Below are 16,257 nucleotides of genomic sequence, written 5' to 3'. Positions count from 1 at the left end.
CTTATTTAATGATCAACAACCAGCCCTTACCTTTTTCAACCGGGATACGATCATTTAAACCAAAAGTTTTACCGGGCTGAAAGCTTTTGATCTCGGGAGCCGTGATGGTGGCTTTTGCCGGATCGATGCCTAATTTTTTCCAGTCTATAGTCAATTTAAAATCGGTATCTGCATCTTCCCAGCTTGCTATGGCAACCATCATCGCGCCTGCCTTTTTGTAAACCGTAGCAATTACTTTCGCTTTATCGGTTTTTACAGGGTTATCATCAACCCAATAGCCAATCATTTTGGTTCCTTTCATTCCAAAGTTATCCCAGGCTTTCCAGATTGGACGCGGATCGGCACCGTCGCTCCATGGCATGCGGTTAGTCATGCCGTAAACCATACCACGCCATTTATTGCCACCGCCCTGAAGCATTTCGCCCATTAAACCAAATGGGATACCGCTTACCTCGGTCAGGAAAAAATCGGGGTCATTTTTTTCGTAATCAAAATACTCGCCAAACCACAAGCGGTTCAGGTACGGAAAATGCTCCATGTACAGGTTAGCGCTGTTATTAAAACCATCGCTTTTGTTGTATTGATTGGCCGAGTGCAAATCGATAATACCGGGGTGACCATCTTTAGTCAACACACGTTTAACACGTTTCATGGTTACACGGTCAAATGCCACATCATCTAAGTAAATGCCATCAATGCCTACGTTTTGGGTAAGCCAGTTCATGCCTTCCACATAGTAGTTATGCCAACGGTTCATGCCGCTGTTAATGATGGCCGCGTCTTTAATTTCGGGAACAAACCAGGCGGCAATATAATCGTCGCCAACGTGCTCTTGTAACCAGCTAAAGCCACCGCCTTTACCCGGCGAATAAATTTCGTGCCCTAAACTCCTTAAAGCAAAGGTTTCATAAGCATGGTTTGATAACTCGCGGATGGTATTATAAATTTTCACCTTTAAACCCGCCGCATGAGCCGAATCATCATAAGCCTTCATTTTATGCCAGGCGATAAACGGATAGTTTATTGTGGGATTGATAGCTGTAGCATGGTGAATATTGATTAACGTAGCGCCAGCTTCTTTAATGGTATCAATAGGTTTGTACGCGTGATAAAAGCGGGTAGCCCACTGAAAATCGGTATTGATGGTGTGGAATGGTGTAACAAGCAACGTAAAGTTGTAATACAACTCCTCGCCTTTTTTCAAATCCCGGGCACCGCTGTAATTATTTACCAATACAGCTTTGCCGTCATCGGCTATTTTGATGCCGCCTTTATTGTCGTTACCCCATGATGATGGCAATATCAAAGGTTTTTGCAAATAGAAATTAGTATTCAGCGGACGAACGTATTTTTCATCCCGAAGCGAATACTGCAAACCACCATTTACATTACCAACCCATGCACCATCTTGATTTTTATGGGCAACGTCCCATTTCCACTCAAAATTCTCAGGACGGTAGCCGCCTTTCTGACCAAGGCCCATCATGTATTTGGCATAGTCCTTTTTGAAGGGGATATGCATGGTAATATCTTTTAAGCTTATGTCCTGTAAAGCTTTTACTTTCACAGTGTAAGCTATAAAACCATCAAACTCCAACGATGCGCTCACCGTCATTTGCAGGGAATCATTCGCGCTAATGGCTGTCCACTGTACGGTTCCTGCTTCTTTTTTAGTAAACTGAACACCCTGACTTTTCAGGCTGATTTTATTACCGGCGGCATTCAGGAAATGAAAGTGAATACCCTCGGTTAACAGGTTGTTTGGCGTAGTTGCATACTCCGCCATTTCGGGCGTGAAGTAAGTTTGGATTTGCTTGGGGAAACCATCATTGTTAACTTCTACTTTCCGACCTAATAAACTCACGGTATTGCCGCTTACAGCCAATGGCGTATAGGGTGCAATAACAGTATTTTGTTGCGCCATGGTTGAGTTTAACCATCCCAACCTGGTCATTTTATACGGTTCGCTTACGCCGCCATCTTTTGATATTTTGCTATCTACCTTAATTGAAATTGATATTACTTTTGGTGCCTGGCCTGCCACGCTGATGGTAGCTTTACCTGTATAAGTTGATGGTAAAGCCGTCGCCGGCACATCAACACCACACCATAACGCCTGAATTTCTCCTTGTGCTACGTTTACTGTTTTGGTTAACGGTTTAGCATCATACGTAGTACCACCTGTGTTGATACAAAATAAAGCAGATGCAGGTATAGCTTTGCCTGCGGGAGATGTAAGATTGCTAAAAGTAACTTTTACATCCTGAATATTTTGCAAAGCGTAAATACCCAATTGAAATGCAAAGTTTTCACCACGGGCCGCGATACCTGTGTATTTATTTTGCGGACCAAGCTCTATCCAACGTTGCGGCAAATCCTTGGTCATGCGGATGGAGTTTAACCTATCTTCCGGGAAAACCAGAAAGGCAGCAGAGCGATTTTTTTTGATCAACGCGTCGGTTTCTTCTTTTGTGGCGATAACTTCCATAGGGTAAAAGCTATTGAAGGCATCTATAGATTGAAATTCCTTAACCGTAGCCGTGGTAACAACATCAAGACTTGCTCTTTTTTGCAACCATTCGGCCGAGGCTGTATTTTCTGGCTTTAAGTATACGCCCTTCGGGTAATTTGACCTACCCTCGTTTTTATAGGGCATATAGTACACATAGTAAGTACCCGTACCAGATGTTGGCTGAAAGGTGATCCTTCCACTTTCACGAGTAATGTCATCAAAGGCTACATTGGTTATCTTCTTATTGGTAGTGCCATCTACCAAAATAATGCGTTTATTTTGCGGGTTTTCATCGCGCCTTCTCCAGGGAATATTAGCCACCGCTATATTAGCCGATGAACCTTTAAAGGTTAACACCACACGGTGGTTACCCAATGAATCGGGCAGCCAGCATTTTTCGCAGTTGGTGTACGGTATTTTTTGTGCCGAAGCAGTAAAACCGGCTAACAGGAAAATGGCGGCAAAAAATTGTTTTTTCATGGTATAAATTTAATCAGTACTTCTGTAATATTATCCGATTGGTTTAAATCCTTAGCGTTCGAAAAATCAAATTCCCTTCCAACGGGAGGGGTGCGGCTGGTATGAGCGCAAACGCAGGGAGGGGTTTCTGTAAGCGATTACAACCACATTGACGAACGCCTAATTAAACCCCTACCTCCTCCTTCCCCAAGGAAGGAATCGCACACGCCTCGCGCTTTTTCTATTCAAATACATCAGCTTGAAACGCATCATTATGCCTAAATCGTCGGCGTTATCCCTTTCCCTTCCCAGTAATCAATAATGGGTTTGTATGGGCCATATTTATGTTGTTGCTCTGAGAAAGGATCTTTAAAAGGGCCTTTATCATAATCTATCGCTTTTTCTTCGTGATTGGGGTAATCCTCTTCTTTGGTTGTTTTGGCGGCAGGGCGCTGATGGATCTTATCATCATTTACAAAAGCTGCTATATCCAAAGCCTCCGCATCGGTAAGAAATGGTTTGCCCGGTGTTGTTTTATCGTAAGGCATATTACTTTTTAGCCACTGTGCCAATTTAACCACCCGGTGCATGCTTGAGCCTGGTCTGTAAGCCAATAAACCCCATACCGGTGGATATTCGTAGGTTACTTTATCAAACCTCATTTTGCCTTCGCCGTTGGCCGCATGACAGCGCTGGCAATGGGTGGCATACAGCTTTTCGCCATTCTCCGGCGAAGCAGCATGATCCGGCAGTTCTACTGCCATATTTTTAAGTCCTTTTGTTTTCTCGCTGATTTGGGTAGAATCGCTCAAAAACTTCAGGTAAGCCATAATCGAGATCATCTCCTTACCATCCAAAGGTAACGGTCTTCCTAAATTAGGCCGCATCACGCAATTATTAATGCGCTCGGCTAAGGATAATATCCGGCCTTCACGGGCGCGGTATTGCGGATAATCTTTAAATGATCTTACCAGGTTAAAAGCGTAGGGCCTTGTACCTGCATCACGGTGGCAATTGGTACAATTCATTTTATTACCGGTATAATGGCCGTTGATCCCTTCGGGGCCAATATAATACGCCGTGTGCAGCATCAACTCGCGACCGTATTTAACAGCCGCGCCATATTTGCCACCGGGCATTTTGGTGGTATCTACATTAACCACACTATCCGCATGGGTAGCTAATGAATCTGTTGCTGCTCCTTCTGCTTTACCTGCGTTGCAGGAGGTAAGTAACTGCGTGGCATTGGCAAGTATCAATATCCCGAACAGGAAAAATATATAAGTATATGTCTTTTTCATCCGTTAATTAGCTAAGGGTTTTAAATAAGGATTGAGCTGGGCGTACCTGATAAAACCGGCACGGTAAGTTGGCACGGAGGTTTCCATCGTCCACTGCAAAACGCCTTTATTATTGGCCAGTACAATGATGTGCCTTTTGGAACAGCAAACCAGTGTTGTAGTATCGTTAATTAAATAAGCGCTACCCATACGGCCGTTAAAAATTTGCTTGGGGAGTTGAAAGTGCATGTCTATTGCAGCGCTTTTAGCCGCTTCATTTATTTTCATGGCAAATACACCACTTTGGTGCTTTTCAACACCGTTATCAAAAAACATAAGGTCGCCATGCTGATTGATGTGCGCGGCATGAGCCTGGGTAAAATTACATTCGGCAGGCAGAGTAATGTCGCCGCCTTTGCCAAATTTGTAGATTACTTTGCCCGTAGCAGCGTTAATTTTCCAAATCTGGCCGTTGTTGTAAAACGACATGAGGTAGTTACCGTCAGTATCATAGTTAAGGCTGTTGGCATGCATCCAGTCTTTTTTTGTTTTAAGTAGATGCGGATCTTTTAACGGATCGAGCACATTAAACACGCTCCATCTATAAATTTCTTTACCGGTTTTATCCATCACCAGGATGCCATCGCCATTAACAGTATCTTTTTTACCGCCACCAACTGAAGTTAAATCCATTATTTTTTGATCAACAAATAGTGTTACCAATTGACCTTTATTATTTTTCGAAATTTCGTGATGGATGGTTTGTTTAAAATCACCATCACCCTTTTTTAGGTGCAGTAAAGTATCGCCTGCCAAATTAATTTCTAATATCTCGCTGCCATAGCTGGTAGGTTCATCGTTACGCCCAAGGATGGATAGCAACGTGTTATCTTTTGTAAAATTGATTACCTTAAAGCCCAACCTGTCAATCATATGATACCACCTGATGCGACCCTTATAGTCAACCAGGTAGGCAACACCAGGGGCGTACCGTTTATTGATAAGCATTAAACCATCTTTAAAAACAGCCGGTAATATGGCTTTATCTGCTGTTTTAGCATTAAACTGATCTTGCAAAAACAGCGGTAGCTCGTGCGATTTAAAAGTGTAGATCTTACTTACCGTTTTTTTACCACCGGTAACCGTTACAATATTATAAGAGTAGGAAGTATTTGGGGTGATATTGCATAACACAAGTGAATGAGCATCTGCATCTTTAGATACTACAGAAATATATTTTGTATTTGCGCTGCTATCAGCCCAATACTCGGCATAAACATCGGCCTTTTCGGTGGTGGTAACATTAATCTCAATCTTCAGATCATTATTTTTATGCAAGCCTAAATGAATTTCCTTGACCGCTACCGGGCCGCTGCAGCCTGCTAATACAACGGCTGTAATCAACGTTATAAAATAACTATAATAATATCTCATTTTTAACTCGTTGTAAATCTTAATCTATCCGTCGTTTTACTTTTAATGTCATGCCGAACTTGTTTCGGCACCCCACTTGCCGGATGTGCTTCATGTAGGCTACCTGTCTTATGGGTTCCCGAAACAAGTTCGGGATGACCTTCATTTGCCAGGAAATACCTTTCTTTCCCAAAAATAGCGATGGGCCTAAACCCATCGCTAAAAACAACTCAATCAATCAAAAAAAGCTTATTGTTGCCTGCCCGCGTTGCTCAAATTAGGATTAATTTGAGTTTGGCTAAGCGGGTAAGGGAAAAACTCATCGCGCGGCAATTGTACGGTTTGCGTTTGGCCGGTACGTTTTAGGTAGCCATTTACAACAACATCATATTTGCCAAATCTTTTTAAATCGGCCCGTCTTTTGCCCTCATAATATAACTCCCAGCCACGTTCCTGTAACAGCGCGTCGCGGAAGGTAGATTGGGTAAGTGCCGATGCTACCAATTGTTTGGCATGTGAACGGGCTTTTACCATGTTTACCAATGCAACAGCCTCTGCAGTTGGGCCACCTAATTCGTTCAGTGCCTCTGCCCTGCTTAATAGCACATCGGCATAGCGTAAAATATCAACACTGTGCCCATCGTAATACGTATTAGCTCCATTTGGATCAGCATACTTCATGGTAGCCACATCCGGCATATATAAAACACCAGCCGGCGCGGTAGCACCCTGTGTAGGCGCTTGTTTATGGGTTAAACCATCAACACCATCGTACTGGGTAAAAAACATTTTTTTACGGTCATCTTCATCCCCATAACTGTTATAAAAATCCCAGGTTACGGCGTAGTACTGCCATCTATCGGTAAGTACCGGATGGCTCAACGGACCAAAGTGATTCAATAACTCAGTACCATTCACATTAGCGTCGCTCAATACCGAAAAGATATTTTCAGAACACCAGGTATTAGCCTCTTTAAATAAGCCGGCATAGCTTGGATAAAGCTGGTAAATGTTTAAATCCATTACCTGCTTAGTTAAATCGGCGGCTTTTTGCCATTGGTGCTCACGCAGGTATATTTTTGCTAACAAAAACATGGCGGCCCCTTTGGTGGCACGGCCAACATCATTGGTAGTATAAATGTCGCTTTTGCTGTAATCTATTGGCAATACAGTGATGGCATTTTGTAAATCGGCAATCATCATGGCATCAACATCGGCAATAGGCGATGGTGCTGTTTTAGCCTTATAATCAGGGTTAGCAATATCCTTTTCTGTATTTAAAATTACCGGGCCCCATGAATCTGTTAAATCAGAATAGGCGATGGCACGCAAAAATTTCATTTCGGCCAGGAACTGGCTTTTTTGAGCCGCGCTGATAGATGTCATTGCCGAAATGTTATAGATGGCATTGTTAGCATTAGCAACCAATTTGTAAATCTGCCTGTAATCTTCACCTATCAATCCGTTAGCAGAGTTCCATTGAACCAGTGAAAGCTGACCAGGGTCGCCGGTGTAACTGCAATGGCCAACATCGGTAGTTAAATCTGTAAGTGCGAAGTGTCGCACGGTCCAATAGTCAAAATTATCGCCAACAGCCGGTCCTTTTAAACGGGCATAAACCGCGTTAACTGCCGCAATAGCGTCTGATTTGGTTAAAAACGCGTTTTGGCTGGTTAAACTGCTATAGATCTTTGGCTCCAGGCTGGATTTATTGCAGGAAAAAGTGCCGAACACCGCTGCTGCCAGGAGAATTATATAATGTTTTTTCATTTGAATTATCTTTATGTTGATCCGTAAAATGGATTATTATCATTAATGAACAGAAACTTTAATACCGAATGTTACCGTTTTAAATGCCGGGAAAGAGTTAAAGTCCAAACCGCCGCTGGTTGCGCCCGAGTGAACGTTTACCTCTGGGTCGGTTCCTTTATAACCGGTAATAGTAAACAGGTTTTGCGCTTCGCCATATATCCTTATACCCTGGATAATTTTCATATGCTGAAACAATGCCGACGGGAAGTTATAAGCCAACGTTAGCGATTTTAGGCGCACATACGAAGCATTTTCAACAAAGCGCGAGTTTACATAGCTGCCGTAGGTACTTAAATAATAACCTTCGCGGGGTATAGATGTATTTTCGTTTTTACCGGCTACAAACCTGTTTAACGCAGCAACACCGGTTGTTGATTCCAATACCATGGCGTTCATGTTATACAGGTAATAATCAAACGCTCCCTGGAAAAAGATGCCCAGATCAATGCCTTTGTAATGAAAATCATTACCGAAGCCAGCCATGTAATGCGGATTTGAATTACCGAGGTAAGTACGGTCGGCCGGAGTAATTACGCCATCGCCATTAACATCCTTATATTTTGGATCGCCTGGTTTTGATTTTGGTTGCGGGCCATAAGTTTCGCCGGTTTTAATAACACCTTCGTAAACGTAACCGTAAAGTTCGCCTAATTCAATGCCTGGTACCACTCTTGCAAATTCCTGTGCCGATACGGTACCGCTTGGGTTAGCTGTATTTGAGCTGATAACGCTTACACCCGGACCTAAATCCAAAGGTTTTTGTTTGTTAAAAGCAAAAGTTACATTACTGTTCCATGAAAAATCTTTTGTACGAACATTGGTGGTGTTTACCGATAGCTCAATACCCTTGTTTTGGATAGAGCCACCATTTACATACTGGCTGCTAAAGCCCCACTCCTGACCTATCGGAATCTGGATCAACAAGTCGGTGGTTTTTTTGCTGTAAAAGTCAATGCTGGTATTAATGCGCCCGTTTGCAAAGCCCATATCTAAACCGGCATCAAACTGCGCGGTGCTTTCCCATTTAAGGTTAGGATTAGCCAAAGTTTTAGGTTCGATGCCTGGTTGTAACTGTCCGCTGCCATTGATCACTGTGTTATAAGGGCCAAAGGTTGAAAGGTACAAGCTGGCCGGAATACGGTCGTTACCGGTAACACCATAACTTACCCTTAGTTTTAAGTTTGAAAAGGTGTTAAGATTTTTAATAAAATCCTCATCGGTAAATTTATAAGCTACTGCACCCGCCGGGAAAAAGCCCGAACGTTTTTTTGAACCAAAATTTGAAGACCTGTCATCCCTGTATGAAAAAGATGCCAGCAGCTTATCTTTGTAAGCGTAGTTAAGCCTGGTATAGTATGAGGTTAGCAAAGCTTCTGTTTTACTGCTGCCATACCCGTTGGTTAACGAGCCCGCTCCTAAATTGTAGTACAGGAACGCGTCTGTTGAAAAGCCTTTAGCGCTGGCACTCAATCCATCGGTAACATCTTTTTGGTTTGAATTACCCAATAAAACGGTAAAGTCGTGATCTTTATTGATGTTAAACTTATAGGTAAAATAATTTTCAACTATCCACCTAAAAGCCGATGAGTTTTGCTCACTCGCAACACCGCCCTGTTTTGCACCGGCGATAGTTGTTGTAGGCAAATATTGCCCGGCAGTATTTTGGCTATACTCGCTACCTGCTGTAAGATGGTAGGTTAAGCCTTTTACCAGTTTATAATCTAAACCGATGTTGGCGTTTACCAATTTGGTACCGCTATTATTAGTAGGTTCTAATAAACCTGCCAACGCATTGCTCTTGGTACCTTGTATAACGTAGTAATTATAAGTGCCATCGGCGTTGTAAGGCGCATAGTTTGGTGGTGCTGTTAACAAGCTAAACAATGGCGCGGTAATATCGCCACTGTACGATTGCAGGGTTGAGTTTGAACTTGCACCATAAAAATTAGCGCTCAGTTTTAAATTCTCATTCAATGTTTTTTCGGCCCCTATTCTTGCAGTATATCTTTCATAACCGGTATGTTGTAAAACACCTACCTGTTTAATATAATTACCAGACGCGTAAATTTTTGAGTTTTGATCGCCGCCGCTTAAGCTAACACTACGATTTTGTACTGTAGCATTCTGAGTTGCCAGTTTTAACCAATTGGTATTGGCGGGTACAAAGCTGGTTGGGAACGGTTGCGGTTTGCCGTCTTCAATTGCCGTGGCATTTTGGATATCGGTATATTGCTGACCTGTTAGCAAACCCGGTTTATAAGTTAAGTACTGCGTACCGCCAGATATATCCGCATCAAGTGAAACAGTACCATTTTTACCTTTTTTGGTAGTGATTAAAACTACGCCATTACCGCCCCTTGCACCGTAAATGGCCGTGGCCGATGCATCTTTCAAAACCTGGATATCTTCCACGTCGTTAGGATTCACCTGGTTACCATTATCACTGATAAAACCATCAACCACATATAATGGCGATGTAGAAGTATTGATAGAGTTACCACCCCTTACAGTGATATTAATACCAGAGCCTGGTGCAAAGCTTGATTGCTGCACCTGTACACCGGCCGCTTTACCTTGTATGGCCTGGCCGATATTGGTGGTAGTACCACCAAGCGTAAGGTTATCGCTTTTAATAGAACTTACAGAGCCGGTAAGGTCGCCTTTTTTAACAGAACCGTAACCTACTACTACTACTTCGTTTAGCTTGTTAAGGTCTTCCTGTAAAACTATGGCTACTTCGCTGCCTGTAACGTTAACTTCCTGTGGTTTATATCCTATATATGATACAACCAATACATGGGCATTACCTTTAAGCGTAAGTTTGAATTTGCCGTTCAAATCTGTCGAGGTTGTATTTTTGATGCCTTTTTCTGTTACCGTAGCGCCAATAATTGCCCCGTCTTTATCCTTTACGGTACCGGTTACTATTGTTTGCGCGCTTGCCAGTGCAGGCAACAATAAAAACAGGAAACAGCAAGCCACCTTAAAAAGAGAATTGCCAAATCCTCCCTTTTTTGAAGTACTTCTGAAACCTGGGTCGAGGTGTGAGTAAACTTTAATCATACATTTCTTGTTTTAGTACCAATTAATTAATTGTTAGATTTTTGTTAGTTCTGTGCTTGTTTCGAATATTGGAAGTTAGATATACAACCTTAAAAAAGCTTGTTTTTACACAGCGCAAACGTTTGCTTAAGGGTAAACTAACATCACGCAAACGTTTGATAAATAACATTTTGCGCTTTTAATACTCACCCAAACCGGGTGGTTTGATGCTACTTACAGATGATTTAACAGCCTGTTAACATGGATAATCAGAAGATTCTGCGCGTTTTTAGGTGATGGCTGATTTTTTTGATTTACAGGGTATTAGAAAGTGAGTTGGCACAATATGTAAACATTGTACTCCCGCGAGCTTTCAGTTCGTTGGATGCCATGGTTGCAGCTTTCAGTTGCCGGGATGTAGCTGATAAATGGGCCTAAATTCCGGCTTTTACATAATTAAAGTTGGAAACTTAAATTATGCAAGCCACGAGTTACGCTGCGCTAAACTCGCGGCAGCAGCGAGAGCAGAGGTACATAAAAACAACAAGCCCTGTGCAACAATTGCTACACAGGGCTCAATATTAGATTAATGGAGTATTAAAACCCGCTATCGTCTAAAGCAAAAGCATTCTTCCTATCCCTCCATTTACCTTTGGTAAAATCAGGAAACTCAATTGAGGCATTGCCTTTTTTAAGCGATTGGGTTGATAGCGGCGTGATCACGCTCATGGTAACAGAATCATATACGTCAATTGGTGTTTGTTTCTTTTGCTTTACCGATTCAATGAAAGCATTAAACACAAACCAATCCATCCCGCCATGACCGTCGCCCTGAGCAAGTTTTTCGTATTTTTTCCATAACGGATGGTCGTATTTATCAAACCATTGCTGTGCCGGCTCCCAGGAGTCGTCCTCTTTTGATTTATGGTCGATGTAAACGCTTTTGTTCACATCCATCCACAGGCCTTTGGTGCCTTGCACCCTAAAACCCAGGGAATATGGGCGCGGCAAATGCGTATCATGGCTCAGTATTACTGTTTCGCCGTTTGCGCAGTTAATCATGGTGGTGGTTACATCACCGTTCTTATAATTGATCTTAGCATTCGGGTGACCGGGCGATAGTTCTTCAATGTAAGCCCCCAAACCACGTGCCTTCGAGCTAAATGATACAAGGTTGGTAAAACGGTTACCGGCATTGATATTGGCATAATGCATACATGGCCCGGCACCGTGAGTAGGGTAAATATCACCATCCACATCAATATTAAACTGGGTGCGCCATTGTGCTTCACTTAAAGCCTTAGCACCAAACTCAACACCTGTGTTGCCATAGCTACCTTTACCATCGTTAAACAACACTCCTCTTAAATTATGCTGATAGCCGCCTTCAAGGTGAATAATTTCACCAAAAAGGTCCTGCCTTGCCATATTAAGCGCGGCCATTACGTCCCGGCGATAACAAACATTCTCCAGGGTCATGTAAGGCATGCCCGTTTTTTCAGACGTGTGTACAATATCCCAGTGATCTTCTACCGTGAGGCCCGCAATAACTTCGCAGCCTACGTATTTACCGGCCTTCATGGCATCAATAGCCTGCGGATGGTGAAACTGCCACGGAGTAGCGATAATTACGGCGTCGATATCTTTATGATCTAACAGCTTTTTATAGGCATCCAATCCGCCGGTGTATTCTTTTACCGGGGCATGACCTTTTTTGGCGATGTATTCCCGGCAAATCTTCAACGAATGTTCCTGTGTATCGCAAATAGCTACAACCTCTACATCATCGCGCAGCAAACCTTCGGCAATATGGCTCATACCGCGGGCACCTACACCAATGTAACCCAACCTTACTTTGGCCTGGGCCGATGCAAAAAGGCTACCCGTTGGCAAAATACTAAACCCCGCGGCTGCAATAGCGCCGTTTTTTATAAATTCTCTTCTTTCCATATATGTTTTTATGATTGGCGGCAATTATATGCCTATGGTTTATTTTAAGGGTAACTTATCAAAATCGATAACGGGTTTTACACCAAGTGGCTTTCTGTCTATAATGGTGCGTAAAGGCTTATAGTTGTCAAAAAAGCCGCCGTTTTTCAAATAAAAATCCGTCGCGTCCGCGCCACCGGCATAATCTTTCCTGTAGTTGGCGTTCGCGGTAGCATCGCCGGTATACATGGCTTTAGTCAGTTCAATCCAGTTGTTATCTGTATCAGCTATCCACTGGTTGGTGAAAAATGCTTTACGGGTCTTATCACCATAATCGGGGTCAAAATTTTCAACAAACGAATATAAATCGCTTAAATAGGTGGCTACTTTTGGGCGGTTAAAGCTGGCTATCAGCATCCATTTATTGGCGCTTACATCTTTAAACCATGCCGTAAAAGTGGTTGAATTTGTGGCCGCATCTGGTTCTGCTTTTAACAAAAAGGCGTAGCTTTGGCCGGCAACCCAGGGGTAGTTCATATAGCTTTGACCACCTGAACCCTCATCACCAAATTCACCAATGTGTACGCCTTCTCCACGGAGTAAAGGCTTGATGCGCATATTTTCGGGGATGCTTTTAGGATCTTGCGTATCATACGGGCTCCATACTGAAAACAGCACCCTCCTTTCGGTAGGCGAGTTTACCTGCATACCAAAGTAACCCTGCCCAAAACCATCGGCCATAAAATATGAACCTAAAATATCGCCTCCTTTAGGTACATGAATCTCGTTGTAAAACCATTTTACCTTTCCCTGAACATTCCGCGGAACATCAAACCTTAAATGTACAGAAGGACCTCTTTTGCCGAAATAAAACGAACTGCCCTGCTTTACGTAGGCCATATCATTATCAGCTTTATTGGTTTTAATAATTACGTCGGTTACATCAGCATATACATCGCCCGCTTTGGCAATGCCCTGCAGGTTTACCTTAACGTGGCCCGGCCGCGCCACATTTATTTTACCAATGGCGATGGTATCAAATACTGTATTGTTTATTTTTTTGTCGATAATTTTGTTACCAAACGTCACCCTGATGGTACTTTCGCCCTGATGTACCCTCAATCTTAAAAACAACTGAATGGGTTGCTTTACCGAAACCCTAAAGTAAATAGTGCTTACCGATGCAGCGCTTGTCCAATGAGTAAGGCCCTCGTCGGTAATTATGGCCGGCGCGCTTGTCCAGGCGTTACCACCCACCGGGATAATTTTGCGCAGGGTAGTATCGGCAGATGCCCGCGTTTTAGCCCCTGCCGCGTTACTAAAAAGTAACACACATATAACCGGTATATAAATATTGATTACTTTTTTCATGCTTGAGTTTTAGGTGTAGCGAATTTGTTTGGTTTTATAAATGTATTAGCAATTAAGCGCTTTAGCGAAAAAAGGGCGATTCAATTTAACGCAAACGTTTGAAAACTGGTCATTTTTATCCCTTAAATGGCGTTTGTTGTAAACTCAAAAATGGTTTTGCTTTTAAAAACCGCTCCGGGTTTTAACACCGTTGATGGAAAATGCTCGTGGTTTGGCGCATCAGGATAATGTTGTGTTTCTAAACAAAAGCCGCTGCGGTGCATATACTGAGCGCCGTTTTTACCCGGCGAGTTATTTTCAATAAAATTGCCGGTGTATAAATGGACCGACGGCTCGGTAGTATATACATTCATTACCCTGCCGCTTACCGGCTCGGTTACGCTGGCGGCCATCAGCAAGCCCTCAAAATCTTCGGCTTTGATTACAAAGGAATGGTCATACCCTCTGCTTAAAATTAGCTGTTCATCTTGGTTTTCTATCCGTTCGCCAATCCGTGTGGCTTGCCTGAAATCAAAAGGAGTTCCGTCAACCGGTGCAAGCTCACCTATTGGCACTTGCTTCGCGCTTACGGGTAAATAACTTTGCAGGGGCATCATCAATTCATGGCCCAAAATGGAGCTACCAGCCTGCCCCGATAAATTAAAGTAGGCATGCTGAGTTAAGTTAACCAGGGTTGTTTTAGTGGTGATTGCCTTAAAATCAACAATCAATTGATTTTTGTTATTCAAGGTATAAGTAACCGTAGTAGTCAGTTCTCCCGGGAAGCCTTCTTCGCCATCCAGACTAACATACACCAGCGTTACCCCTGTTTTACCATCCTGCGCAAAATGCTTTGCCGACCATATTTTTTTATTAAACCCAATCGCCCCACCGTGATGATGAAAACCACCTGGCTTTATAGTTAACTGATATTGTTCGCCATCCAGCGTCACCAGGCCGCCATCAATACGGTTTGCAAACCGGCCCACAATGGCACCGGTAAAATATGGATCATTAATGTAGCCTTCCACATCATCGTACCCCAAAACAACATCGGCCATATTACCATCCTTATCGGCCGTGGTGATGGCCTGTATAGATGCACCGTAATTGGTTATGCAAACCATCATTCCGTTTGCGTTACAAAGCTGGTAAAGCAAAATATCTTTTCCGTCTGCTTCGCCCCAGTTTTTCACTGTAATAGTATTGGCATTCATATTTAAGGCTTATTGAGGTTTTAATTTAATAAATTGTGGCAAAGTTTTGTTGCCGTTATGAAAGTAGCTATTAAGCCCTGTAAACCGATGATTTATATGCAAAAACAACACGCAAACGTTTGCAATACCTTGCCTGCAAAGCGTAATTACATAATAATGTCCTAACTTTAAATTTATAATCAATACCCTACAGGTTCCATGCAATCAAAACCAACTACAATAAAAGAGATAGCGCAGCTGCTTGGTATTTCGGTATCTACGGTATCAAGGGCATTGCATGATCACCCCAGTATTGGCTTAACCACAAGGGCAAAAGTCAAAAAACTGGCAGGCGAGCTTAATTACGAACCCAACCAAACCGCTATATTTTTACAGAAAGGTAAAACCCATACCATAGGCGTTATTTTACCCGAACTTTCAGAAGCTTTCTTTTCATCAGCGATAAGCGCTATTGAGGATACCGCTTATAAAAAGAACTATACTGTTTTGCTGGCCCAATCGCACGATGATGAGTTGAAGGAAAAACAATTGGTGGAGAAAATGAAAAATCACAGGGTAGATGGTTTGCTGGTATCCGTTGGCAAAAACACGTCATCCTTTCAGCATTTCGAAAATCTCAAAAAATACAATATCCCGGTTGTTTATTTTGACCGCATCCCTAATATTCCCAATATTCATTATGTAGCCTGCAATATGGAAATTGGCACCATTGAGGCCGTAAGCTTTTTGCTAAAAAAAGGCCACCGGGCAATTGGTATGATTAACGGCCCCCAAACCATGGTTGCAACCGGCGAACGCAAAGAGGGTTATATTAAAGCCATGACAAAAAACAGGCTCAAATATGATCCATCGCTTATTGTATCCTGCGATTTGACCGAAGAGGGCACAAAAAAAGCGTTAGACGAATTATTGGCCAACAAACGCAAGCCAACCGCAATTGTAACCTTTAATGATTACGTGGCACTTTTCGCCATCAAATATGCCCAGAAACTTAATATAAAATTAAACCAGGAGCTTGAATTTGTAAGCTACGCTAACCTACCTTTGATCAATTATATGGAAAATATCCCCGCGGCTTCTGTTGAGCAATTCCCCTACCTGCAAGGGCAAAAAGCTACTGATATTTTGATGGATTTGCTGCATCACCAGGATAAAGGCAGCAACGAGCAAAGCGCTTATTACAAAATCATCATTGAATCGCAACTCATCGAAAACAAAAAATAAACCAATATAAAAAACGGTC

General features: G+C 42.7%; 9 protein-coding genes. 1 reads left to right on the top strand and 8 read right to left on the bottom strand.

Features of this window, described 5'->3' with window-relative positions:
• Nucleotide 1: 1 nt before the first annotated feature.
• From QWZ17_RS19945 to QWZ17_RS19910, 8 genes are all read right to left on the bottom strand, one after another.
• Complete coding sequence (locus tag QWZ17_RS19945) at nt 2–2,992, bottom strand: glycoside hydrolase domain-containing protein (protein ID WP_290307064.1); 2,991 nt, start codon at nt 2,990–2,992, stop codon at nt 2–4.
• A gap of 257 nt (nt 2,993–3,249) precedes the next feature.
• A complete protein-coding gene (locus QWZ17_RS19940; protein WP_290307063.1) occupies nt 3,250–4,272 on the bottom strand; it encodes a c-type cytochrome in 1,023 nt (340 codons plus the stop codon).
• 3 nt (nt 4,273–4,275) lie between these two features.
• Nucleotides 4,276–5,685, bottom strand: a complete 1,410-nt coding sequence (locus tag QWZ17_RS19935) for an aryl-sulfate sulfotransferase (protein WP_290307062.1) — start codon at nt 5,683–5,685, stop codon at nt 4,276–4,278.
• Between the two features lie 228 nt (nt 5,686–5,913).
• Entirely contained in the window at nt 5,914–7,434 is a 1,521-nt protein-coding gene (locus QWZ17_RS19930) for a RagB/SusD family nutrient uptake outer membrane protein (RefSeq protein WP_290307061.1), read from the bottom strand.
• A gap of 42 nt (nt 7,435–7,476) precedes the next feature.
• The gene (locus tag QWZ17_RS19925) at nt 7,477–10,539 is read right to left on the bottom strand and encodes a SusC/RagA family TonB-linked outer membrane protein (protein WP_290307060.1); all 3,063 of its coding nucleotides are present in this window, start codon (nt 10,537–10,539) and stop codon (nt 7,477–7,479) included.
• Between the two features lie 576 nt (nt 10,540–11,115).
• On the bottom strand, nt 11,116–12,468 hold the full coding sequence (locus tag QWZ17_RS19920) for a Gfo/Idh/MocA family protein (RefSeq protein ID WP_290307059.1): 1,353 nt from the start codon (nt 12,466–12,468) through the stop codon (nt 11,116–11,118).
• 39 nt (nt 12,469–12,507) lie between these two features.
• Nucleotides 12,508–13,818, bottom strand: a complete 1,311-nt coding sequence (locus QWZ17_RS19915) for a DUF3472 domain-containing protein (RefSeq protein WP_290307058.1) — start codon at nt 13,816–13,818, stop codon at nt 12,508–12,510.
• Nucleotides 13,819–13,940: 122 nt separating this feature from the next.
• Nucleotides 13,941–15,014: an aldose epimerase family protein gene (locus QWZ17_RS19910; RefSeq protein WP_290307057.1), complete on the bottom strand. Its 1,074-nt coding sequence runs from the start codon at nt 15,012–15,014 to the stop codon at nt 13,941–13,943.
• A gap of 198 nt (nt 15,015–15,212) precedes the next feature.
• Here QWZ17_RS19910 and QWZ17_RS19905 point away from each other — a divergent pair, with 198 nt between their 5' ends.
• On the top strand, nt 15,213–16,238 hold the full coding sequence (locus QWZ17_RS19905) for a LacI family DNA-binding transcriptional regulator (RefSeq protein ID WP_290307056.1): 1,026 nt from the start codon (nt 15,213–15,215) through the stop codon (nt 16,236–16,238).
• Nucleotides 16,239–16,257 lie beyond the last annotated feature (19 nt).

It is taken from the genome of Mucilaginibacter flavus (genome assembly GCF_030409315.1).
Lineage (GTDB): Bacteria > Bacteroidota > Bacteroidia > Sphingobacteriales > Sphingobacteriaceae > Mucilaginibacter > Mucilaginibacter flavus.
The sequence above is the reverse complement of the archived record's forward strand: the minus strand, read 5'-3'. Positions and strand labels throughout refer to the sequence as shown.